Origin of the sequence: Micromonospora coerulea (assembly GCF_016598485.1) — a bacterium.
Lineage (GTDB): Bacteria > Actinomycetota > Actinomycetes > Mycobacteriales > Micromonosporaceae > Micromonospora > Micromonospora coerulea.
The window spans coordinates 233763-254830 of the sequence record NZ_JAEMUW010000001.1; the positions used below are offsets into that span (position 1 = coordinate 233763).

17 protein-coding genes are annotated in these 21068 nt (G+C 71.3%); 7 read left to right on the top strand and 10 right to left on the bottom strand.

Features of this window, described 5'->3' with window-relative positions; all coding sequences use genetic code 11:
• Positions 1–92 precede the first annotated feature (92 nt).
• The 4 genes from purN (at position 93) to I8N68_RS01180 (ending at position 5860) form a co-directional block, all read left to right on the top strand.
• Entirely contained in the window at positions 93–713 is a 621-nt protein-coding gene (purN, locus tag I8N68_RS01165; protein ID WP_200206495.1) for a phosphoribosylglycinamide formyltransferase, read from the top strand.
• The gene (purH, locus tag I8N68_RS01170) at positions 710–2281 is read left to right on the top strand and encodes a bifunctional phosphoribosylaminoimidazolecarboxamide formyltransferase/IMP cyclohydrolase (protein WP_200206497.1); all 1572 of its coding nucleotides are present in this window, start codon (positions 710–712) and stop codon (positions 2279–2281) included. The genes purN and purH overlap by 4 nt, the downstream gene beginning before the upstream one ends.
• Before the next feature lie 265 nt (positions 2282–2546).
• Positions 2547–3026: a hypothetical protein gene (locus tag I8N68_RS01175; protein ID WP_200206499.1), complete on the top strand. Its 480-nt coding sequence runs from the start codon at positions 2547–2549 to the stop codon at positions 3024–3026.
• A 200-nt stretch (positions 3027–3226) separates the two neighbouring features.
• A complete protein-coding gene (locus I8N68_RS01180; protein ID WP_200206501.1) occupies positions 3227–5860 on the top strand; it encodes a beta propeller repeat protein in 2634 nt (877 codons plus the stop codon).
• A 61-nt stretch (positions 5861–5921) separates the two neighbouring features.
• Here I8N68_RS01180 and I8N68_RS01185 read toward each other — a convergent pair whose 3' ends face one another.
• The 5 genes from I8N68_RS01185 to I8N68_RS01205 form a co-directional block, all read right to left on the bottom strand.
• Positions 5922–6953, bottom strand: a complete 1032-nt coding sequence (locus I8N68_RS01185) for an ABC transporter ATP-binding protein (RefSeq protein ID WP_200206503.1) — start codon at positions 6951–6953, stop codon at positions 5922–5924.
• The gene (locus tag I8N68_RS01190) at positions 6937–7974 is read right to left on the bottom strand and encodes an ABC transporter ATP-binding protein (RefSeq protein ID WP_200206505.1); all 1038 of its coding nucleotides are present in this window, start codon (positions 7972–7974) and stop codon (positions 6937–6939) included. Before I8N68_RS01190 ends, I8N68_RS01185 begins: the two co-directional genes overlap by 17 nt.
• A 7-nt stretch (positions 7975–7981) precedes the next feature.
• Positions 7982–8938: an ABC transporter permease gene (locus I8N68_RS01195; protein ID WP_200206507.1), complete on the bottom strand. Its 957-nt coding sequence runs from the start codon at positions 8936–8938 to the stop codon at positions 7982–7984.
• On the bottom strand, positions 8931–9869 hold the full coding sequence (locus tag I8N68_RS01200; protein ID WP_200206509.1) for an ABC transporter permease: 939 nt from the start codon (positions 9867–9869) through the stop codon (positions 8931–8933). The genes I8N68_RS01195 and I8N68_RS01200 overlap by 8 nt, the downstream gene beginning before the upstream one ends.
• Positions 9870–10066: 197 nt before the next feature.
• Positions 10067–11671 (bottom strand): peptide ABC transporter substrate-binding protein, encoded by a 1605-nt coding sequence (locus I8N68_RS01205; protein ID WP_200206511.1) that lies wholly within the window; start codon positions 11669–11671, stop codon positions 10067–10069.
• 413 nt (positions 11672–12084) lie between these two features.
• Between I8N68_RS01205 and I8N68_RS01210 the strand changes: the two genes are divergently transcribed.
• Both I8N68_RS01210 and mdh read left to right on the top strand, forming a co-directional pair.
• Positions 12085–12945 carry a bifunctional methylenetetrahydrofolate dehydrogenase/methenyltetrahydrofolate cyclohydrolase gene (locus tag I8N68_RS01210; RefSeq protein ID WP_200206513.1) on the top strand — a complete coding sequence of 287 codons (861 nt, stop codon included), beginning with the start codon at positions 12085–12087 and terminating at the stop codon, positions 12943–12945.
• Positions 12946–13096: 151 nt separating this feature from the next.
• Positions 13097–14047, top strand: a complete 951-nt coding sequence (mdh, locus tag I8N68_RS01215; protein ID WP_200206515.1) for a malate dehydrogenase — start codon at positions 13097–13099, stop codon at positions 14045–14047.
• Between the two features lie 161 nt (positions 14048–14208).
• On the opposite strand, the gene I8N68_RS01220 is transcribed toward mdh, so the two are convergent.
• Entirely contained in the window at positions 14209–15018 is an 810-nt protein-coding gene (locus tag I8N68_RS01220) for an MBL fold metallo-hydrolase (RefSeq protein ID WP_200206517.1), read from the bottom strand.
• A 135-nt stretch (positions 15019–15153) separates the two neighbouring features.
• On the opposite strand from I8N68_RS01220, the gene I8N68_RS01225 reads away from it, so the two are divergent.
• Positions 15154–16371 carry an NADP-dependent isocitrate dehydrogenase gene (locus tag I8N68_RS01225; protein ID WP_200206519.1) on the top strand — a complete coding sequence of 406 codons (1218 nt, stop codon included), beginning with the start codon at positions 15154–15156 and terminating at the stop codon, positions 16369–16371.
• Positions 16372–16747: 376 nt separating this feature from the next.
• Here I8N68_RS01225 and galT read toward each other — a convergent pair whose 3' ends face one another.
• The 4 genes from galT to I8N68_RS01245 form a co-directional block, all read right to left on the bottom strand.
• Positions 16748–17821 (bottom strand): galactose-1-phosphate uridylyltransferase, encoded by a 1074-nt coding sequence (gene galT / locus I8N68_RS01230; protein ID WP_200206521.1) that lies wholly within the window; start codon positions 17819–17821, stop codon positions 16748–16750.
• Positions 17818–18621 carry a DeoR/GlpR family DNA-binding transcription regulator gene (locus tag I8N68_RS01235; protein WP_200206958.1) on the bottom strand — a complete coding sequence of 268 codons (804 nt, stop codon included), beginning with the start codon at positions 18619–18621 and terminating at the stop codon, positions 17818–17820. The genes galT and I8N68_RS01235 overlap by 4 nt, the downstream gene beginning before the upstream one ends.
• A gap of 224 nt (positions 18622–18845) precedes the next feature.
• Positions 18846–20375: an adenylyl-sulfate kinase gene (cysC, locus tag I8N68_RS01240; protein ID WP_200206523.1), complete on the bottom strand. Its 1530-nt coding sequence runs from the start codon at positions 20373–20375 to the stop codon at positions 18846–18848.
• Between the two features lie 119 nt (positions 20376–20494).
• Positions 20495–21055 carry a DM13 domain-containing protein gene (locus I8N68_RS01245; RefSeq protein ID WP_200206525.1) on the bottom strand — a complete coding sequence of 187 codons (561 nt, stop codon included), beginning with the start codon at positions 21053–21055 and terminating at the stop codon, positions 20495–20497.
• Positions 21056–21068: the final 13 nt, after the last annotated feature.

A 21068-nucleotide genomic window follows, 5' to 3' on the forward strand; every position in this document is an offset into this window, starting at 1 on the left:
GGCAGCGTATCGCGCCGGCACCACCCGGGTGATCACCCGAAACGGCGCTGCCCGACCGCTGGACGCCCTGACCTGCCCGATAGGGTGGCCGCGTGACCGAGCCCGCGTCCGTCGCCCGCCTCGTCGTCCTCGTCTCCGGCTCCGGCAGCAACCTCCAGGCGCTGCTGGACGCCGCCGCCGACCCCGCGTACGGGGCGCGGGTGGTTGCCGTGGGCGCCGACCGGGACGGGATCGCGGGCCTGGACCGGGCCGCGGCCGCCGGGGTGCCGACCTTCGTCGACCGGGTGAAGGACCACCCGACCCGGGAGGACTGGGACAAGGCGCTGACCGCGCACGTCGCGGAGCACCGGCCCGACCTGGTGATCAGCGCCGGCTTCCTCAAGCTGGTCGGCCCGCACTTCCTGGCCGCGTTCGGCGACCGTTACCTGAACACGCACAACACCCTGCTGCCGGCGTTCCCCGGCATCCACGGTCCGCGGGACGCCCTCGCCTACGGCGTGAAGATCACCGGGGCGACCCTCTTCTTCGTCGACGCCGGGATGGACACCGGCCCGATCGTCGCCCAGGTCGCCGTGCCGGTGCGCGACGACGACGACGAGGAGACGCTCACCGAGCGCATCAAGGAAGCCGAGCGCCGCCAGCTCGTCGAGCAGGTCGGTCGGCTGGTCCGTGAAGGTTGGACGATCACCGGAAGAAAGGTCACGGTCCCGTGAGTTCCACTCAGGACGAGCGCCGCCCGATCCGGCGGGCGCTGGTCAGCGTCTACGACAAGACCGGCCTGGTCGAGCTGGCCCGGGCCCTGCACGACGCCGGGGTGGAGCTCGTGTCGACCGGCAGCACCGCGTCGACGATCTCCGGCGCCGGCGTGCCGGTGACCGCGGTCGAGCAGGTGACCGGCTTCCCGGAGATCCTCGAGGGCCGGGTGAAGACCCTGCACCCGAAGATCCACGGTGGTCTCCTCGCCGACCTGCGCAAGGAGTCCCACGCCGCCCAGCTCGACGAGCACAACATCGCCGGGATCGACCTGCTGGTCTCCAATCTCTACCCGTTCCAGGCCACGGTCGCCTCCGGCGCCAGCCAGGACGAGTGCGTCGAGCAGATCGACATCGGCGGGCCGGCGATGGTCCGGGCGGCCGCCAAGAACCACGCCTCGGTGGCGGTGGTGACCGACCCGGCGGCGTACCCGGCGCTGCTGGCGGCGCTCGGCGAGGGCGGGTTCACCCTGGCCCAGCGCAAGGTGCTGGCGGCCCGCGCGTTCGCCGCCATCGCCGAGTACGACGTCGCCGTCGCCGCGTGGTGCGCGCAGGAGCTGGCCCCGGACGGCGACTGGTGGCCGGAGTTCGCCGGGCTGGCGCTGCGCCGGCAGGCGGTGCTGCGCTACGGCGAGAACCCGCACCAGTCGGCCGCCCTCTACGTCGACCCGGACAGCCCGGCCGGCCTGGCGCAGGCCGAGCAGCTGCACGGCAAGGAGATGTCCTACAACAACTACGTCGACGCCGACGCCGCCTGGCGGGCCGCGAACGACTTCGCCGACCAGCCGGCGGTGGCGATCATCAAGCACGCCAACCCGTGCGGTATCGCGGTCGGTGCGGACGTCGCCGAGGCGCACCGCAGGGCGCACGCTTGCGACCCCGTGTCGGCGTACGGCGGGGTGATCGCGGTGAACCGGCCGGTCAGCGTGGAGCTGGCCCGGCAGGTCTCCGAGATCTTCACCGAGGTGCTGGTGGCACCCGGCTTCGACGAGGGCGCCGTGGAGATCCTCCAGGGCAAGAAGAACATCCGGCTGCTGCGCGCCCCCGAGTTCCGCCCGTTGCCGGCGGAGTGGCGGCAGGTGACCGGCGGGGTCCTCGTGCAGCTTCGCGACAAGATCGACGCCGAGGGCGACGACCCGGCGAACTGGCGACTGGCCACCGGCGAGGCGGCCGACGAGGCGACCCTGCGGGATCTCGCCTTCGCCTGGCGGGCGGTCCGCGCGGTGAAGAGCAACGCGATCCTGCTGGCCAAGGACGGCGCGACCGTCGGGGTGGGCATGGGTCAGGTGAATCGGGTGGACTCGGCGCAGCTCGCGGTCAGCCGGGCCGGTGCGGAACGGGCCCGGGGCGCGGTCTGCGCCTCGGACGCCTTCTTCCCGTTCGCCGACGGGCCGAAGATCCTCATCGAGGCGGGCGTCCGGGCGATCGTCCAGCCCGGCGGTTCGATCCGCGACGAGGAGGTCATCGCGGCGGCCAAGGAGGCCGGGGTGACCATGTACCTCACCGGCACCCGGCACTTCTTCCACTGACCCGTCGTGGGAAGCGGGGCGCGGCCGGCGGGCCGTGCCCGCTTCGGCGTTGAGTCTCCACTCGGGAGCGCTCCATCGGTCGCCGCGCTGACCAGCCGAAAGTACGACCATCAACCCGTTGCCGGTCGTCAATTGGTGTTGCTAGCGTGATCCCGGCAGCAAGCGATCGACCCCCCGGTACTCCTTACCACCCGTCTCCCGCCCGCGGCCCCCGGCCGCCCGCCCGAGCGGCGTCCGACATCCCTCGTTCCGACAGGTTGGCCCCATGCGCGTGTGCGACCGGTTGAGCGCCGTCGTCGTCGCGCTGGCGTTCGTCCTGGCTGGTCTGGGTGCGCCGGCCTGCGCGGAGACCCACCTGCCCGGCGCGGCGGCCACCGCCGCGCACCGGTCGATCGGCCACGACGCGTCGCCCGTCGTCCCTCCTGGCGTACGGCGCGTCTTCGCCCCGGTCACCACGCCGCACCTTCCCGCCCCGCCGTCGGGCGACCCACGGGTCGTCGGGGAGCCCCACGCGCGCCCCGGCACTCCGTCGGAGCTGCGGGCGGAGGTGCCCGGCGGGCCCTGTGGTGACCACCGCGCCAGCGCTGGCCAGTCCGACGGACCGGACGATCTCCTCCTCGGCGCGCCCCTGCGGCTCGACGGCACGGCGGTCGCCGTCCCCGCCGCGACCCGCTACCAGCCGCCGTTCGTGCCGCTGCCGCCCCGGGGCACCCTGCCCACCCGGGCGCCACCCGCCACCGCCTGACCCTCCCCGCGCCCCGGTCCTGCCGGGTCCGGCGCGGGTGTGACCCATCCGCCGAGGTGGACGTCGTACGCGACGAGGGTCGACTCCGGACGGTTCCCGTCCGATCACCAGTCAGCAGACCATGGCCGCGCCATCCGCCGCCATGGGTTCCTCTCCCCGGGCCACCCCGCCCGGGATCCCCTGAATCCTGGAGGATTCACATGTCGAAATCCCGCTGGCGCAAGCCGGCGACAATCGCGGGCGCGCTGGTGCTGACCGCCGCGCTCGGTGGCGTCGCGGCCACCAACCACGAGGTCCTGGAGGCCCTCGGCCTCGCGCAGGAGCCCGGCGCGAACCTGCCCTGGCACGCCCGTGAGTTCGCCGAGATGGCGGCCGGGGAGAACTCCGAGGAGGCCGGCGAGGAGGCCTTCGAGGCCCGGATCATCGCCGAGCAGTTCGCCCAGGCCCGCTCCGCGCCGGGCATCGTGGCACCGGGCGCGTACGCCAACGCGTTCAGCCAGCTGGGCAGCCTGCCCGTCACCAAGGGCAACTGGCGCGAGGTCACCAAAATCAAGTACGACGGTGACGACCCGCGCTACCGCGACTACGCCTCCAACTCCTCCGGGGGCGCCGGCCTGCAGACCGGCCGGATCACCGGCCTCGCGGCCGACAACAGCGGCTATGTGTATGCGGCCGGCGCCGACGGCGGCGTGTGGCGGTCCTCGACCGGCGGCGGGAGCTGGACGCCGATCACGGACACGCTGCCCACCCTGTCCAGCGGCGACGTCGTGCTCGCCGCCGACGGCTCGCTCTGGTACGCCACCGGTGAGGCGAACACGGGTGCCACCTCCTACGTCGGCGCGGGCGTCTACCGGCTCGCCAACCCGAAGACCGGTCAGTTCACCGCGACCGACCGGGTCGGCGGCACCGAGCTGGAAAGTACGGTCATCAACAAGCTGCGCTTCTTCGACGGCAAGGTCTGGGCCGCCACCAACCGGGGCCTCTACTCGCACTCGATGACCAGCACCTCCGGGGCGTGGAAGTTCGAGTGGGCGCCGAACCCGAGCTTCCTGCCGGGCGGGGCGGACGCGGGCACGCCGAACGCGGCGTACAAGAACATCGTAAACGACGTGGCCGACGACCCGCGCAACCCGAAGCACGTGGTGGTGGCCTCGGCCTGGCGGTCGGGCGACACCTACAACGGCTTCTACGAGACCGCCGACTACACCGCGGGCGGTTGGACCAAGGTCAATCCGACCGGCTCCATCCCGGCCGACGACATCGGCTACGTGACGTTCGCCTTCTCCGCCGACGGCGGCAAGCTCTACGCGATCAACCAGTCGCCGAAGCTGCTCAACAAGCCGGCCGGCAACGTCAACAGCTACCTGGACGGCATCTACGTCTCCAACAACGGCTCGCCCGCCGGGCCGTGGAGCAAGATCGCCGACTCGGCGAAGCTGGGCAACTCCGGTTCCGCGCTCAAGCAGACCGTGATCGGCAAGGGCTACGGGCCGGGCATCCAGGCCTGGTACAACCAGTTCCTCACGGTGGACCCGGCCAACCCGAACCACGTCTGGGCGGGTCTGGAGGAGGTCTACGAGTCGACCGACGCCGGCGCCAACTGGAAGACCGTCGGGCCGTACTGGAACTTCGGCTTCTCCTGCTGGAACATCTACGACGCGCAGAACAAGTGCAACAAGACCACGCACTCCGACCAGCACTCGGTGGCGGTGGGCAACGGTTTCGTCTACGTCGGCAACGACGGCGGCATCTACCGCCGGCCGATCAACGGCAAGACCGACAAGGAAGGCCACGCCACCGACTGGCAGAGCCTCAACGACGGCACCATCGACGCCTTGCAGTACTACTCGGTCTCGGTGGGCAAGGACCCGGCCAAGGCCGGCACGGTGGTCTCCGGTGGTCTCCAGGACAACGGCGCCTCGGTGCTGCGGGCCGGCGACACCGTGATGGGCTCGAACTTCGGCGGTGACGGCGGCGACTCGCTGGCCGACCCGGCCAACGGCTGCCGGCAGGTCCAGGAGTACACCAACCTGGCCATGCGGGTGACCGAGAACTGCAACGCCAACCCCGGACCGGGCACGGCGGAGACCTCCACCTCGCGGGACATCCAGCCGTACACCTCGTCGCCGGGCGACGAGCTGGCCCGGTTCATCGCGCCGTTCGCGCCCGACGACCACGACGCAAACACCTGGGTCGCCGGTGGCCGGCACGTCTGGGTCAACACCAAGGGCTACGCGATCCAGAACGGCAAGGGCTGGAGCAACGTCTTCGACCTGGGCGCCGGTCACACCGCCACCTCGGTCGCCGTCTCCGGCGGCACCGCGTACGTCGGCTGGTGCGGTCCGTGCAACAACGCCGGCTTCACCCGGGGCGTCGCGGTCGGCAAGGTGAACGACCCGGCGAGCTGGCACCAGCTCACCCTGTCGGCGGACTTCCCGAACCGGTTCGTGCAGGGCGCCGGGGTCGACCCGGCGAACGCCGCGCACGCCTTCCTCGCGATCAACGGGTTCTCCCGGCGGTTCACCGAGGGCCCGGGCGCCGGCTTCGGCCACGTCTATGAGACGACCGACGCGGGCGCGACCTGGAAGGACGTCTCGGCGAACCTGCCGGACGTGCCGGCCAGCTCGGTCAAGGAGCTGGCCAACGGCGCGCTGGTGCTCGCCACCGACCTGGCGACCTTCTACCGGGCGCCGGGCGCCACCGACTGGCAACGGCTGGGCACCGGCCTGCCGCTGACGGTCGGCATGGACGTCGAGTACAACGCGGTGGACAACGCGCTCTACGTGGCGACCCACGGCCGCGGCATCTGGGCGTTCGACCTGGCTCAGCTCTGACGGCCGGCGGGCCGGTCGGTTTCCGAGCCGGCCGGCCCGCACCGCAGGTCGCCGGCGCCCGTCAGGCGGCGGTGGGGCGCACCTCGGCGAAGTGGCAGGCCGAGGGGTGCGGGTCGGCGGCGCGCAGGACCGTCTGCGGGTCCTGGATGGCGCAGATGTCCTGCGCCTTCCAGCAGCGGGTGCGGAAGTGGCAGCCACTCGGCGGGTCGGCCGGGCTGGGCACGTCGCCGGTGAGCCGGATCATGTTCCGGTTCTCCCGGGCGTCCGGGTCCGGCACCGGCACGGCCGAGAGCAGCGCCTGGGTGTACGGGTGGGTGGCGCGTTCGTAGATCTCCTGCTCGGTGCCGATCTCCACGATCCGGCCGAGGTACATCACCGCGACCCGGTCCGAGATGTGCCGGACCACCGACAGGTCGTGCGCGATGAAGATGTACGACAGCCCGAACTCGTCCTGGAGCTGCTCCAGCAGGTTGATCACCTGCGCCTGGATCGACACGTCCAGGGCCGAGACCGGCTCGTCGCAGACGATGACCTCCGGCCGCAGGGCCAGAGCCCGGGCGATGCCGATGCGCTGCCGTTGGCCGCCGGAGAACTGGTGCGGGTAGCGGTTGATGTGTTCGGGGTTGAGCCCGACCACATCCAGTAGCTCCTGCACCCGCTTCTGCTTGCTGCCCTTCGGCGCCGCGTCCGGGTGGATCTCGAACGGCTCGCCGATGATGTCGCCGACCGTCATCCGCGGGTTCAGCGAGGTGTACGGATCCTGCATCACCATCTGCATGTTGCGGCGCAGCCGGCGCAGCTCCGCGCCGGAGGACTTGAAGAGGTCCTTGCCCTCCAGGGTGGCCCGGCCGGAGGTCGGCGTCTCGAGCCGCATCAGCAGCCGGGCGAGGGTCGACTTGCCGCAGCCGGACTCGCCGACGATGCCGAGCGTCTCGCCCCGGCGCAGCTCGAAGCTCACCCCGTCGACGGCCTTCACCGCGCCGGTCTGCTTCTTGAACAGCACACCCTGGCTGATCGGGAAGTGCTTCACCACGTTGTCGACGGAGAGGATCGTCTCGCCGCGGACCTTGGTCGGACTAGCGGGCGCTGTCATCACGGACCTCCTGCGCGAAGTGGCACGCGCTGGTCCGGCCGTCGCCGAGGACCAGGTCGTGCGGCACCACGTCCACGCAGACCTGCTGCACGTACGGGCACCGGGGGTGGAACGGGCAGCCAGAGGGGATCCGCATCAGGTTCGGCGGCAGCCCCTTGATGGTGGAGAGCGCCTGCCCCCGTACGTCCAGCCGCGGGATCGACTCCAGCAGCCCCTTGGTGTACGGGTGGGCCGGTGACCGGTACAGCGAGCGCACGTCGGCGTGCTCGACGATCCGGCCGGCGTACATGACGGCGATCCGGTCCGCGACGCCGGCGACCACGCCGAGGTCGTGGGTGATCAGGATCATCGCCATGTCCAGGTCGCGGCGCAGGTCGGCCAGCAGGTCCATGATCTGGGCCTGCACGGTCACGTCCAGCGCGGTGGTGGGCTCGTCGGCGATCAGCACCTTGGGGTCCAGCGCCAGCGCCATCGCGATCATGACGCGCTGCCGCATGCCGCCGGAGAACTGGTGCGGGTAGTCGCCGAGCCGCTTCGCCGCGGCCGGAATCTTCACCAGGTCCATCAGCTCGACGGCCCGCCTCCGGGCGTCGGCCTTGGACATCCCCTGGCGCTGGCGCAGCGTCTCGCCGATCTGCCAGCCGACCGGGAAGACCGGGTTCAACGCGGAGAGCGCGTCCTGGAAGATCATCGCGATCTCCTTGCCGCGCACCTGCCGACGCTGCTCCTCCGACTGGGTGAGCAGGTCCCGGCCCCGGTAGAGGATCTGGCCGGAGCGGACGTGGGCCGGGGGAGTGTCGAGGATGCCCATGATCGCCTGGGCGGTCACCGACTTGCCGGAGCCGGACTCGCCGAGCACCGCCAGGGTCTCGCCGGCGTCCAGGTGGTACGAGACCCCGTTGATCACCCGGGCCACGCCCTCGTGGGTGCGGAACTCGACGTGCAGGTCGCGTACCTCGAGCAGGTGGCCGCCGGGCGGGGTGGGAGAGGCCGGCGTCGGCCGAACAGCGGACTGGGTCATGAGAGTGTCACCGCAGCTTCGGGTCAAAGGCGTCACGGATCGCGTCGCCGAGCATGATGAACGCCAGCACGGTCAGCGCGAGGAAGGTCGACGGGACGATCAGCGGGGTCGCCGACTCCCGCATGTGGATCCGACCGGTGTCGATGTCCTGGCCCCACGAGATCGTCGGCGCCTTGAGACCGATGCCCAGGAAGGAGAGCGTCGCCTCGGCGGCGATGAACGAGCCGAGCGCGATGGTCAGCACCACGATGGCCGGGGCCAGCGAGTTCGGCAGGATGTGCCGCCACATGATCCGGCCGTGGCCGGCGCCGAGCATCCGGGCCGCCGCGACGTAGTCCTGCTCCTTCGCGGTGATCACCGAGGAGCGCACCACCCGGGCGGCCGTGGTCCAGCCGAGGATGGCCAGCACGAAGATCACCGCGGTGATCCGGACCGTCGGGCTGGCGCTGCCGACCCGCTTGAGCAGCACGATCGCGGCCAGCAGCAGCGGGATGCCGAGCACCACGTCGATCACGCGGGACAGCACCGCGTCGATCCAGCGGCCGAAGTAGCCGGCCAGCATGCCGACCACCAGCGCGATCACCCCGGTGCCCAGCGCGGAGAGCGCGCCGACCAGCAGCGAGGCGCGGGTGCCGTAGACCGCGCGGGAGTACGTGTCGCAACCCTGAAAGTCGTACCCGAAGATGGCCCCGCCGGACGGCCCGGCGTGCTGCCGGGAGAGCAGGCAGTCGCTCGGGTCGTTCGTGGTGAACACGCCGGGGATCACGGCCATCAGGGTGAAGATGACCACCAGTGCCAGCGAGATCCAGAAGATCGGGCTGCGCCGCAGGTCGCGCCAGGCGTCGCCGGCCAGGCTGCGCGGCTTGTGCGCCGCGCCGATCTGGTTGGGCGCACCCGGCTCGCCGGAGGGGCCCCGGCGGGCGGCCTGATTCTCGGTCGCCGCCACCGTCTCAAAATCACTCATAGCGGATCCTCGGGTCGAGTACGGCGTACAGGACGTCCACCACCAGGTTCGAGACCAGGTAGACCACGACGAGCACGCTGACGATGCCCACCACCAGCGGCCCGTCCTCCGTACGGATGCCGCGGAAGAGGTTGAAGCCCACACCGGGGATGTTGAAGACGCCCTCGGTGATGATCGCGCCGCTCATCAGGTTGCCGAGCTCGACACCGAGGAAGGTGACCACCGGGATGAGCGAGTTGCGCAGCACGTGGACGCTGACGATCCGGCGCTTGACCAGGCCCTTGGACCGGGCGGTGCGCACGTAGTCGGCGCGCATGTTCTCCGCCACCGAGGTACGGGTCAGCCGCAGCGCGGTGGCCAGCGACAGCGAGCCGAGCACGATGCCCGGCAGCAGCAGCGCGTAGAAGGTCGGCTCGGAGCCGGCGGTGGGCGGGAAGAGCTGCCACTTGACGCCCAGGAAGTACTGGGCGAGCGGCGCCAGCACGATGGTCGGGATGCCGAGCACCAGCAGGGTGAGCACCAGCGTCGAATTGTCGAAGATGCTGGCCCGGCGGATGCCGGCGATCACGCCGGCGGTGACGCCGAAGATGATCGCCACGGCGAGCGCGATCAGCGCGAGCTTCACGGTGACCGGCCAGGCCGCCTGAAGGATGTCGCCGATCTGGCGGCCGGTCAGCGACTGTCCGAGGTCACCCTGGAGCAGGCTCTTGACGTAGTCGAAGTAGCGGTAGAAGAAGCCACCGACGCCGGTGGCGTCCAGGTGGTACTTCTCGGTCAGGTATGCCCGCTGGGCCGCCGTCACCGGTCGCTCGCCTGCGAGGGCCTGGATGGGGTCGCCCTGGCCGGCGAACATCAGCGCGTAAACGATCAGGGTGGTCCCGAAGAACGCGAGGACCATTTGCAGTAGGCGCCGCAAGATGTAGCGGAACATGCTTAGCAGTCTCTCCGGAAATGTGCGAAAGGGTCGCAGGACGGCATCTCTGGTCGTACCGGAAATATCCGGGGCGGGTGCCGTCCGGCCCGGGGGAGGCCGGCGCCGCCTCCGACGCCGGGCGCGCGGCCCGGCCGGGGTGGCGCGGTCCGGGCCACCCGGGCGTTGTCGCCCGGGTGGCCCGCACCATGGTCAGCTCAGCTGGCCGCTTCGATCTTGACGAGGTTGACCCGCTGGAACAGGTCCATCTCGACGTTCTTGACCTTGGACGAGTGGCCGAACACGTTCTCGCCGAAGCGGAGCGGGATCACCGGCATGTCCTTGGCCAGGATGTCCTCCGCCTGCTGGTACTTGGCGATCGCCTCGTCCTGCGTCTTGGCGGCCGAACCCTCCTTGACCAGCTTGTCGAACTCCGGGTTGCTGTAGCCGTAGTAGTTCGACGAGCCGTTGGTGCTGTACAGCGGGCCGAGGTAGTCCTCCATCGACGGGTAGTCCATCACCCAGCCCATCCGGAACAGACCCACCGGCTGCTTCTTCTCGACCTTGGTCAGCAGGTCGGCGAACTTCGGCTCGGCCGAGCCGACCACCTCGACACCCAGGTTGGCCTTCAGCTGGTTGGCCGTGGCGTCGACCCAGTCCTTGTGACCGCCGTCGCCGTTGTAGGAGATGACGATCTTCGACGGGCCGCCAGCGGCCTGGTAGAGCTTCTTGGCCTCGGTCGGGTTGAACTCCCCGGCCGCGCCCGCGGTGTTGTCCCGGTAGCCCGGCAGCACCGGCGAGACGAACGAGCGGGCGGACTGCTGCGATCCCTTGAAGATCGACTTGGTGATCTCATCCCGGTCGATCGCCATCGAGATGGCCTTGCGCACGTCCGGGTTGCTGTAGTCCTTGTCGAACGTCGGGAACGCGAGGAACTGGAACGACGACATCCGGCTGGTCTGGTACCGGTCACCGAGGTCGGTCGGCGCGGTGCTCAGGTTCTCGGTCGGGATCGTCGGGGCGACGTCCAGGTTGTCCGCCTGCACGTCCGCGTAGGCCGCGGTGAGCTGCTGGTAGACCCGGAACTCGACGCCGTTGACCTTGGGCTTCTCGCCCGGGTACGCGTCGTACCGCTCGACGTCGATCTTGGCGTCGTGCTGCCAGGTGCCCTTCATCTTGAACGGGCCCTGACCGATCGGCGCCTGCTCGTACGAGTCCTTCAGCACGCCGGGGGCGGAGAACGCGGCCTCGGGCAGCGGGTAGAAGGCGGTGTAGCCGAGCATCGTCTTGAAGTCGATGTACGGCTCGGACAGCGTCACGGTGAAGGTGAGGTCGTCGACCTTCTTCAGCCCGGACATCGTCTTGGCCTTCGGCTTCTCGCCCTGCAGGTCCTGGTAGCCGGCGATCTTCTCGAAGAAGTAGCTGGCGCCCTGGCCGTTGGGCGCGTACGCGCCGTAGTTCCAAGCGTTGATGTAGTCCTCGGACGTGGCCTTCTCACCGTTGTGGAAGGTGAAGCCGTCCTTCAGCTTGATCGTCCAGACCTTGTTGTCCGACGACGTCACCGACTGGGCCGCCACCTCGTACGGCTTGTTCTGCGCGTCGTAGTCGACGAGCGGGCTGAACAGGCCGGCGAGCACCTGAGAACCCGATGTCTCGGTGGTGTTCGACGGAACCAGGTGCTGCGGCTCGCTGATCTGGATGCTTACGGCCGCGTTGGGGTCGCCGCTGCCGGATCCGCTGCCTCCGCCGCTGCCGCAGGCCGCGAGGCCCAGGGTCACCGCGAGCGGGAGGGCGGTCCAGGCAGCAAGCCTACGAACTCGCATTGAGTCTCCTCATCTCCTCACGCTGCGCAGTCAGGCCCGGCATTGGGTGACGCTGCGCAACAACCGGCAACGGTAGGTCGTCGGAGGCGGCTCCGGCAACGAGAGCGTTGCGAAGGGGTAACGGAGTGGGGGGCAGGGCCTTGTCGGCATCTCGCGCCTCTGCTAGGGAGGAGACCCAAAATGCCTGCTCAGAGCCGTCGTTTCGAATGTCCGGCCGCGACTGTCGCGCCTTTTCGAAACCGGCGCGAGGTTGCGTCACCGTCATCCGCTCTGGGGTCTTGCACGATCATCCGTCCGTCTCGCCATGTGTCGCGATCCACACACTGTCACTCTGAGTGACTAACCACACGTTACGGATCGTCACCGTTTGTCGTCGTCGGCCCGCCGGCCGGCCCGCGTGAGACGATCAGGGCGTGACGGCGACGATCCTGGACGGCAAGGCCACCGCAGCGGAGATCAAGGACGAGCTCCGGGTCCGCGTCAAGGCGCTTTCGGAGCGCGGCATCACGCCCGGGCTGGGCACCGTGCTGGTCGGCGCCGACCCCGGCTCCCAGGCCTACGTCAACGGCAAGCATCGCGACTGCGCCGAGGTGGGCATCGCCTCCATCCGGCGGGAACTGCCCGCCGACGCCAGCCAGACCCAGGTCGACGAGGTGCTGGCCGAGCTCAACGCCGACCCGGCCTGCCACGGCTACCTCGTCCAGCTGCCGCTGCCGGGCCACCTGGACACCCAGCGCGCGCTCGAGACGATCGACCCGGACAAGGACGCCGACGGGCTGCACCCGGTCAACCTGGGCCGCCTCGTCCTCGGCTACGACGGTCCGCTGCCCTGCACCCCGCGCGGCATCGTCGAGCTGCTGCGCCGGCACGACGTGGCGCTGCGCGGCGCCAAGGTCGCGGTGGTCGGCCGCGGTAACACGGTGGGTCGCCCACTCGGCCTGCTGCTCACCCGGCGCACCGAGAACGCCACGGTGACCCTCTGCCACACCGGCACCCTGGACCTCGCCGCACACACCCGCGCGGCCGACATCGTGATCGTGGCGGCCGGCGTGCCGGGGCTGCTCACGGCCGACATGATCACCCCGGGAGCCACCGTGGTGGACGTCGGGATCACCCGGGTGATCGGCGCGGACGGCAAGGGCCGCTACACCGGCGACGTGGACCCGGAGGTGACCGAGGTCGCCGGCGCGTTGGTGCCGATGCCCGGCGGCGTCGGCCCGATGACCCGGGCGATGCTGCTGACCAACGTCGTCGAGCGCGCCGAGCGCGGCTGATCCCGCCCTGCGGCGCGCCTGCGCACACCGCGCGTCGGCGCGGCGTGTCGTTCCGCCCAAGCGCGTCATAACCGTCCGCCCCTGACCCGATCGGTGCCAGGATGGCTGATACGGTCCGGAAAACCGACTGGTATCAGGGAGTGGGACGACCATGGGTAAGAAGGTCACTGTCGTCGGGGCCGGCTTCTACGGCTCCACCACCGCACAGCGCCTGGCCGAGTACGACGTCTTCGACACCGTCGTGATCACCGACATCGTGGAGGGCAAGCCGGCGGGTCTCGCGCTGGACCTCAACCAGTCGCGGGCGGTCGAGGGCTTCGAGACCAAGGTCGTCGGCGTCACTACCGGCCCGAACGGCGAGGGCTACGAGGCCATCGAGGGCTCCGACGTCGTCGTCATCACCGCCGGCCTGCCCCGCAAGCCGGGGATGAGCCGGATGGACCTGCTGGCGACCAACGCCAAGATCGTCCGGCAGGTCTCCGAGAACGTCGCCAAGTACGCCCCGAACGCCGTCGTCATCGTCGTCTCCAACCCGCTGGACGAGATGACCGCCCTCGCGCAGCTCGCCACCCAGTTCCCGAAGAACCGGGTGCTCGGCCAGGCCGGCATGCTCGACACCGCCCGGTTCACCAACTTCGTCGCCGAGGCGCTGAACGTACCGGTGAAGTCGGTCAAGACCCTCACCCTCGGCTCGCACGGCGACACCATGGTCCCGGTGCCGTCCAAGAGCACCGTCAGCGGCAAGCCGCTGCGTGAGGTCATGCCGGCCGAGCAGATCGAGGAGCTGGTCGTCAAGACCCGCAACGGTGGCGCCGAGGTGGTCGCGCTGCTCAAGACCGGCTCGGCGTACTACGCCCCGTCGGCCGCCGCCGCCCGGATGGCCAAGGCCGTCGCGGAGGACTCCGGCGAGATCCTGCCGGTCTGCGCCTGGGTCGACGGCGAGTACGGCATCTCCGGGGTCTACCTCGGCGTCGAGGCCCAGATTGGCGCCGAGGGCGTCAAGCGAGTCGTCGAGACCGACCTGGACGCCGACGAGCTGGCCAGCCTCAAGGCGGCCGCCGAGGCCGTCCGCGCCAAGCAGGCCGACGTCGCCAACATGTGACCAGGTGACACCGCCGCCGAAGGGGCGGGCCGGCTCCCGCCGGCCCGCCCCTTCGACTTTTTCCCCGCCTCCGCCTCCTGCTCCCGGTTGTTGTCGGCCACCGCGGCGTGTCGCGGCAACAACTTCCTGATCACCAGGGCGGGGTGAGGGGGTGGGGCGGATCAGAGGGGGAGGAAGGGGGTGCCGAGGTGGGGGGTGGCGAGGAGGGTCGCAGGCTGCGCGGCCAGGTCGCGCAGCAGGGCCGTCCGGGAGCGCCGGGCCGTCTCCGGGTCCTCCTCGTGGGCGTACGCCAGGTCGGGGTCGACCAGTTGCACGGTGTGCACCAGCAGGTCGCCGGTGACCAGCAGGCGCTGGTGGTCGCCGGGCTCCACCAGCACCGACTGGTGGCCGGGGGTGTGGCCGGGGGTGCTCAGCACGCGTACTCCCGGGGTGAGGACGGTGTCGCCGTCAAGCAGCCGGAGCTGGCCGGCGGCGCGCAACGGACCGACCAGCCGGGCCGGCAGCTCCGGGTGGAACAGCGCCAGCGCGTCGAGTTCGGCCCGCTGCAGCAGGTAGTCCGCGTTCGGGAAGTGCGGCCGGCCGGGGCTGCCGGTCACCGCCCAGCCGACATGGTCGCTGTGCAGGTGGGTGAGGACCACGGTGCGCACGTCGGCGGGATCGATGCCGGCGGCGGCCAGCTCGGCGGGGAGCCGCCCCGGCACCGGCGCCCAGCTCGCGGCCAGCGAGTCGGCCGGGCCGATCCCGGCGTCGACCAGGGTGACCGGGCCGTCGCCGGCGCGGATCGCGAAGCTGCGGAACGGCAGCCACCACCGCCGGTCGGCGGTCACCGCGCCGGGATCACGCCGGTCCGCCTCGCGCCAGTGCGCCGCCGTGGCGTCCGGGAACGCCTCCGCGCGGGGCTGGAAGAACGGCCCCTCGCCGTCGGTGAGGGCGGTGACCGTGATAGACCCGAGGGTGCGGCTCAGTGGCATCCGGTGATGCTGCCAGCGATCTCCTGTGCCGTGCACCCCGATTCCCGGCCTACCGAGGCCGGCTCCGGCACCCAGGCCAGTTTCCAGTACGCTCGTACTGCTTGAGCACGTGTCCCCCGAGAGGAGCGCCGGCCGATGGCGAAGATCAACGTAAACAACCCGGTCGTGGAGCTCGACGGCGACGAGATGACCCGGATCATCTGGAAGCAGATCCGGGAGCAGCTGATCCTGCCCTACCTCGACGTCGACCTGCACTACTACGACCTGTCGATCCAGCACCGCGACGAGACCGACGACCAGGTCACCGTCGACGCCGCCAACGCCATCAAGGAGCACGGCGTCGGCGTCAAGTGCGCGACCATCACCCCGGACGAGGCCCGGGTCGAGGAGTTCGGCCTGAAGAAGATGTGGCGGTCGCCGAACGGCACCATCCGCAACATCCTCGGCGGCGTCGTCTTCCGCGAGCCGATCATCATGTCCAACGTGCCGCGGCTGGTCCCCGGCTGGACCAAGCCGATCATCATCGGCCGGCATGCCCACGGTGACCAGTACAAGGCCACCGACTTCGTCGTCCCCGGGCCGGGCACGGTGACCATCACCTACACCCCGGCCGACGGCGGTGCCCCGATGGAGATGGAGGTCGCCAACTTCCCCGGCGGCGGCATCGCCATGGGCATGTACAACTTCGACGAGTCGATCCGGGACTTCGCCCGGGCCTCGTTCCGGTACGGGCTGGACCGCAACTACCCGGTCTACCTGTCCACCAAGAACACCATCCTCAAGGCGTACGACGGCCGGTTCAAGGACATCTTCGCCGAGGTGTTCGAGAACGAGTTCAAGGCCGAGTTCGAGGCCGCCGGCATCACCTACGAGCACCGGCTGATCGACGACATGGTCGCCGCCGCGCTCAAGTGGGAGGGCGGCTACGTCTGGGCCTGCAAGAACTACGACGGTGACGTGCAGTCCGACACCGTCGCGCAGGGTTTCGGCTCGCTCGGCCTGATGACCTCGGTGCTGCTCTCCCCGGACGGCCGTACCGTCGAGGCGGAGGCCGCGCACGGCACGGTCACCCGGCACTACCGGCAGTGGCAGAAGGGTGAGAAGACCTCGACCAACCCGATCGCGTCGATCTACGCCTGGACCCGGGGCCTGGCCCACCGGGGCAAGCTGGACGGCACCCCGGCGGTCACCGAGTTCGCCAACACCCTGGAGCAGGTCATCGTCGACACCGTCGAGGGTGGTCAGATGACCAAGGACCTGTCGCTGCTCATCTCGCGGGACGCCCCGTGGCTGACCACCGACGAGTTCATGAACGCGCTGGACGAGAACCTGGCCCGCAAGATCAACGCCTGATTCCGCACCGCGTCATCGAGGAGGCCCGCCGGCACCCGCCGGCGGGCTTCGTCGTACCCGGGCGGCGCCCGCCGGAGGCCGCGCCGATCGGGCCCGGCGCGCGCCGGCGGGGGCGGCGTCACTGGGCGGGTGATGGGTCGTTGAACCGGGTGGACGTGATGCCAGTCGCGTCCAGGAAGGTTGACCGCGTCGCCTCGCGGCTCGAGTGCCGATCAGCCAGCCTTCCCGGCTGTCGCGAACAGCCAGCCGTCCCTTCCCTGCGGGGGGCCCTGTCCCGGGCCCCCCGCGCCCTGTTCCAGCGACTCCAGTCACGTGACATGGCGGTGTCCGGGCGTGCCGGACAACCGCCATGGCACCGTTCGCCGGACGTCGCCGGTCAGGCGCCACGCAGCAGCTCGGCGGCCCGCTCCGGGGCGATGTCGTTGATGAAGACACCCATCCCGGACTCCGAACCGGCCAGATACTTCAGCTTGTCCTTGGCGCGCCGGATGCTGAACAGCTGCAGATGCAGGTGCCCCAGCTCGCGGTCGATCCGCACCGGGGCCTGGTGCCAGGCCGCGATGTACGGCATGGGCATGTCGAACAGCCCGTCGAAGCGGCGCAGCACGTCCAGGTAGAGCGGGCCGAAGGCGTCCCGCTCGGCGTCGTCGAGCGCCGGGATGTCGGGCACCGGCCGGTGCGGGGCGACATGCACCTCGAACGGCCAGCGGGCGGCCGCCGGCACGTACGCCGTCCAGTGCTCGTTGCTCGTCACCACCCGGTCCCCGGCGGCCCGCTCGGCGGCGAGCACGTCGGCGTAGAGATTGCCGCCGGTGCGCTCGGCGTGCCGGCGTGCCGCGGCCAGCATCGACCGGGTCCGTGGCGTGACGAACGGGTACGCGTAGATCTGACCGTGCGGGTGGTGCAGCGTCACGCCGATCTCCACGCCCCGGTTCTCGAACGGGAAGATCTGCTCGACCCCGGGCAACTCGCTCAGCGCGCTGGTCCGGTCGGCGAGCGCGTCCAGCACGGTCCGCACCCGGCGGGGCGGCAGGCTGGCGAAGGAGGCGTTGTGGTCGTCGGTGAAGCAGACCACCTCGCACCGGCCCCGGCCCGGTCGGACCGGGGTGAACGGGGTGATCTCCGCCGGCTCGTCGGCCACCCGCTGGCTCAGCGCCGGGAAGCGGTTCTCGAAGACCGCCACGTCGTAGTCGGGGGCCGGGATCTCGCTGAGCCGGCCGGCCCGGGACGGGCAGAGCGGGCACTGGTCGGCCGGGGGCAGGAAGGTGCGGGTCTGCCGGTGCACCGCCACCGCCACCCACTCGTCGGTGAGCGGGTCGTAGCGCAGTTGGGAGGCGGGCGGCGGCGGGGGCAGCTCCCGCCGGTCGGGCTGGTCGCGGATCGCGTCGTCCCGCTCGTCGAAGTAGATCAGCTCACGGCCGTCGGCCAGCTCGATCTGCGTACGCTTCACTCCGCCGCCTCCTCCGTGGGTCGCCCGGTGCCCGGCACGATCACCAGCTCACCCACCTTCTCGTCGAGTACCCGTCGTGCTTCCGGTGCCAATCGGTCGTCGGTGACCAGCACGTCCGCCGCGTCCAGGCCGACGATCGAGGAGATCCCCACCGTGCCCCACTTGGTGTGGTCGGCGAGGACGACCAGTTGGTCGGCGGCCGCCACCAGGGCCCGGTCGGTGTCCGCCTCCATCAGGTTCGGCGTGGTGAAGCCGGCCCGTTCGCTGATCCCGTGCACGCCGAGGAAGAGCAGGTCCAGGTGCAGCGAGGCGATCGCGGCCACGGCCAGCGGGCCGACCAGCGCGTCGGAGGGCGTCCGGACGCCGCCGGTGAGCACGACGGTCTGGTCCGGCCGCCCGCTCGCGTGCAGGATCTCGGCGACCGGCAGCGAGTTGGTCACCACGGTCAGGCCGGGCACGTCGACGAGGCGGCGGGCCAGCTCCGCGGTGGTCGTACCGGCCGACAGGGCGACCGCGGCCCCGGGGCGGACGAGCTGGGCGGCGTGCGCGGCGATGGCCGCCTTCTCCGTGGACTGGCGGACCGACTTGGCGTGGAAGCCGGGCTCGTCGGTGGAGCCGGGACCGGCGAGCGTGGCGCCGCCGTGCACCTTGGCCAGCAGGCCCAGGTCGTGCAGGGTTTCCAGGTCTCGGCGGATGGTCATGTCCGAGACGCCGAATTCGGCGGCCAGCTCGGTGACCCGCACGCCACCGGCGCTGCGGACCCGTTCCAGGATGGCCGTCTGCCGCTGCCGCGCCAGCATCCGCCGTACCTCCGGGGGCCGCAACCGCGTCTCCACGCGGTCGAACGTGTTTCAACAAGAACGAACACTACCGCGCAGAAGGTCACGGCGAAAGCCGTCGGCGGGCGAAGCGTCGCGGCCGGCACCGGCATCGTGGATGGCCCCGGGAGAGGCGGCACCCGCCACCGGGGGAAAGACGAACGCCGCCGCCCGCGCGTGGCGGGCGACGGCGTGTCCCGGAAGGGTCAGGCGGACTGGAGGCGGGGCTCCACCCAGCCGGTCTCGGTCAGGTGGTGCAGCACCGCCTGGACCGCCGCCTCGATGCTCATGTCGGTGGTGTCCACCGTCAGGTCGGCGTCGGTCGGCTCCTCGTACGGGTCATCGATGCCGGTCATCCCGGTGAGCAGGCCGGCGCGGGCGCGGGCGTACAGGCCCTTGCGGTCCCGCTGCTCGCAGACCTCGAGCGGGGTGGCGACGTGCACCAGCAGGAAGCCGGCCCCGGCAGCCTGCGCCATCTCCCGGGCGGTCGCCCGGGCGGCGGCGTACGGGGCGATCGGACAGCAGATGCCGACCCCGCGGTGCCGGGCGATCTCCGCGGCCACCCAGCCGATCCGGCGCACGTTGAGGTCCCGGTCGGCCTTGCTGAAGGTCAGCCCGGCCGAGAGCTCCCGGCGCACCACGTCCCCGTCGAGCAGGGTGATCGTCCGGTCGCCGCCCTCGCGCAGCGCGTCGGCCAGGCCCCGCGCGATGGTCGATTTGCCCGAACCGGAAAGCCCGGTGAAGAAGACCACCAGGCCGCGGTGCCGGCGCGGCGGGCGGGCCCGGACCAGCTCCTTGGCCACCGCCGGCGGGGTGTGCCACTCGGGCAGCGGAAAGCCCCGATCCAGCAGGTCGTCGATCTCCTCCTGGGTGAGCGCCAACCGCCGGTTGCGCGGCGGGATGTCCTCCCGCCAGCGCCACTGCCCGTCCCGGTTGTCGTAGGCCAGCTCGCGGGGGACCAGCACCCGCAGGCCGGCACCGGAGAGCATCTCGCCGGTGGAGAGCAGGTGGGTCACCCCGTACGCGGCGGCGACCCGGGCCCGCAGCAGCGCGTCGCTGATCTCGTCGCGCCGCCGCGCCAGCGGCACCGCCACCAGGGTGGCCGGCGGCATCCGGTCCCGGGCGGCGAAGACGCTGCGCACCAGCGCCTCGGCCGGCAGCCCACCGGTCGCTTCCTCGCCCACCGGGATCATCACCAGCAGGTGCGCGCCGAGCGTGCGGGCGGCGTGCGCGATCTGGGCGAGCTGCGGCCGGTGCAGTGGACGGTCGGCGAACACCCCGAGCACCCGGCCCGGGGGCAGCAGCGCCTGTACCTCGTCCGGACCGCGGCGCAGCCGCTGGAACGGGCCGTGCCCGCCGTCGCCGAGCCGGCGGACCGCGCCGCCGACCCCCACCACGCCGTCCCGCACCGGCCAGACGTCGGTCACGTCCATCGCCGCCACCGGGGCGCCCTCGCCGTCGGTGAGTACCAGCGCCCGCCGCAGCGGGTCGTCCAGCGCGAGGCCGTCGGCGAGCGCCGCCGGCACGTGCAGGGTCACCGCCACCGGCCAGGGTGTGCCGTCGGCGAGCCGGCCGCGCCGGCTCAGCGAGGCCAGGTCGGCCCGGGTCATGAAGCCGGTCAGCGGCGCGTACGCCCCGGTCAGCAGCAACTCCAGATCGGCCAGTTCACCGGTGCGCGGCGCGTACGCCGGAGCGTCGCGCAGCACGTCCTCGGGCAGCACCCACCCGTTGCTCATCAAACCCCCAACTCACCGGCCGGCACACAGTTTCGCAGCCCACCGGCGATCGGTCGAGAGCGCCACTCCACCTCCCGGTCACCGGGCGTTGGGGCGACGGTCGACCGGGGCCGTCGGACTCAGCCGACCGGGGTGAGCGGGGCGGCGCCGAACGACACCGCGAACCGCTCGCACCAGATCGACACGCTGGTCAGCCCGGTCAGGTCGGTCCCGGCCGGGATCTCGTAGGCCTGGTCGCCCCGGTTGCCCTTGAGCGGCCCCAGCCGTACCCGCCGACCGTCGTCGAAGACGTTCCAACCGGACGGCCCGGTCCGCACCGGCTGGTCGGTCAGCCAGACGTGCAGATCCGGGCCGTTCGAGGTGGCCAACCCGACCAGCTCCAGCCGGAACCCGCCGTCGGCGCCCCGGACGATCCGGGCGGTGCCACTGGTGTCGTGCTCGTGGGTGACGAACTCGCCCCGGCTGACCAGCGTCGGTCCGGCCGGTGTGGACGTGGTGGCCGGCGCGCCGGACGGGCTGGGCGCGGGCTGGGCCGATTCGATCGCCGTGAGCCGCTCGTGGACCTCGGTGTCGGTGACCAGCTTCCAGGGTTGGAACCAGAACAGCCCGAACGCGGTCCCGGCGCCGACGACGGCGAGGGCGACCCAGGTCAGCGGCATGCGGAGCAGGCGGGTGCGCATGTGTCGAGTCTTC